Annotated in this window: 2 protein-coding genes; one reads left to right on the forward strand and one right to left on the reverse strand. The window is 29.3% G+C overall.

Going from position 1 to position 1,381, the window contains the following annotated elements:
- Positions 1 to 23: 23 nt before the first annotated feature.
- On the reverse strand, positions 24 to 272 hold the full coding sequence (locus tag AB1349_14360; protein MEW6558508.1) for a hypothetical protein: 249 nt from the start codon (positions 270 to 272) through the stop codon (positions 24 to 26).
- A 29-nt stretch (positions 273 to 301) separates the two neighbouring features.
- Here AB1349_14360 and AB1349_14365 point away from each other — a divergent pair, with 29 nt between their 5' ends.
- Complete coding sequence (locus AB1349_14365; protein ID MEW6558509.1) at positions 302 to 1,381, forward strand: hypothetical protein; 1,080 nt, start codon at positions 302 to 304, stop codon at positions 1,379 to 1,381.

Below are 1,381 nucleotides of genomic sequence, written 5' to 3' on the forward strand. Positions count from 1 at the left end.
TGATTATCGTCTTAAAATTGAAATTATACATAATCTGAAATCCTTTGTTTTGAGTAATATGTTTTTGCAAATCTCAAATTTCGTGTGTCGTCAGAAAAATAATAAAAGTCAAATGCAAGTATATGCAGTGAAGCGTCTGAACCTTTATCGTATTGTTGTAAGGTATTACCCCAATCTTTATATGCCATTGTTTTCGGGGTTGAGTCCAATTCTAATGATTGAGCGGAAAGATTATAGGCAGTAATTTTTAAGGTCTTTTGACCATCGCCCAAAGAAGTAATTTGAGAAGGTGTTAAAGTAAATGTCCAAGTTTCAAAAAGAGGGTAGAGGAGGAATAATGCAAAAAAATATTTTCAGTAGAATAATGTTGGTATTAGCATTAACGACAATTACTAATTTTGGTTTCTGTCAATCGGAACAAAAGATTTTACCGAAGGAAGAATATATAAGAGAAGATTTTATATTTATTCCGTGGGGAGAAGGTGAAGGACAGATAAAGAAATACGAAGATAAATATAAAGATAAAGCAGGAGAGACAATTATTAAGGAAGCAACACAAATCAATTTTGTTATTGATAGTCAGGGTAATATATATGTTTATGACTCTAGTTCTTACGATAAAGAAACCAATATACCAATACAAAAGTTTAACCAATCAAGAAAATTCGTTAGAAAATTTTATCACAAAGGATTGAATATTCAAAGTTTTACTTTTGATGATAAGAATGACAAAATGTATGTCACTAATGGTATTCTGTATCGTGAGGGATATAAAGATAAGATATTAAAGAAAAAAGTAATTAAATATGATAAAAAGAGATATAATGCCGAACAGAATTTGAAAGGGTTGCCTAATTATCTTTTGAATGTTGATACAAGTACTGTTTCATCATTACAAGTATCTAAATATCTTTTAAATAAACTGGAAATATTTGTTATTCATTATTGGAGTAATAATCAAGTTAAGGAAGGCGAATATCCCCCTTATGGCGGTTGGACACTAATGCATGGAAATGAGAAAACACCATCAGCAATAAAAATTAAAGGTGTAAATAATTTAGGTAGTTTGAAAAATGAAATAGTAATAGGACCATTTTCGGAGTTTTTTGATGGTGCTGAATTGTTAGATATAGACGAAGAGAAGAATCTTTATATATTAGTAGGAGAACATAATATAAAAGATAAAAGATTCCCATATTTTGCTGTATATAAAGTAAGTATTGATGGAGAACTTTTATCAATAGTAAAAATTAGAGATACCAATGGCGAGAGAATCCCGTGGACTCCTAAAATATTTAAAGATTCTATTTATACAAAAGTACATAAAAAAAATGGTATTTACATTTATAGATGGACTCCTAAAAGGGAGGCAAATAAATGA

The organism is Elusimicrobiota bacterium (assembly GCA_040757695.1).
Classification (GTDB): domain Bacteria; phylum Elusimicrobiota; class UBA8919; order UBA8919; family UBA8919; genus JBFLWK01.